The organism is Mycobacterium sp. NGS17 (assembly GCF_059813205.1).
Map to the genome: position 1 here is coordinate 1 of NZ_JCALED010000032.1, position 709 is coordinate 709.

Genomic DNA, 709 nt, shown 5'->3' on the forward strand with positions numbered 1-709 from the left:
TTCCGTTGCGGGCGAGGCTTTTCTGCACGGGTAGCGATGAGCATGTGTTGGTGGTGGTGGTGCATCATATTGCCGCCGATGGTTGGTCGATCGCGCCGCTGGTGGCCGATTTGGGTGCGGCGTATGCCAGTCGCTGTGCGGGGCAGGCTCCTGGGTGGGCTGAATTGCCGGTGCAGTATGTCGATTACACGTTGTGGCAGCGTGCCCAGTTTGGTGATCTCGATGATCGGGAGAGCCGCATCGGTGAGCAGTTGGCGTATTGGCAGCAGACTTTGGCCGACATGCCTGAGCGGTTGGTCTTGCCCACCGATCGGCCTTATCCGCTGGTTGCTGATCAGCGGGGTGCGACGGTGGCGGTGGAGTGGTCGGCTGAGTTGCAGCAGCGGCTGCGTGCGGTGGCCGGTGAGCATGATGTGACCAGTTTTATGGTGGTGCAGGCTGCGCTTGCGGTGTTGCTGGGCAAGCTCAGCGCGAGTAGCGATGTGGCGGTGGGTTTCCCGATTGCGGGGCGGCGTGATCCTGCGCTGGATGAGTTGGTGGGTTTTTTCGTCAACACGTTGGTGTTGCGGGTGGATTTGGGTGGGGATCCGACTGGTGCGGAGGTGTTGGCGCGGGTACGGGCGCGCGGCCTGGCCGCCTATGACCACCAGGACGTGCCTTTCGAGGTGCTCGTTGAGCGGCTCAACCCGACCCGGAGTCTGGCGTATCA

General features: G+C 62.9%; 1 protein-coding gene. It reads left to right on the forward strand.

The annotated features are described in order from the left end of the window. Nucleotides 1–709: condensation domain-containing protein (locus AC5Y7E_RS24215; protein ID WP_499950947.1), on the forward strand; the 709-nt coding region annotated here is incomplete at both ends.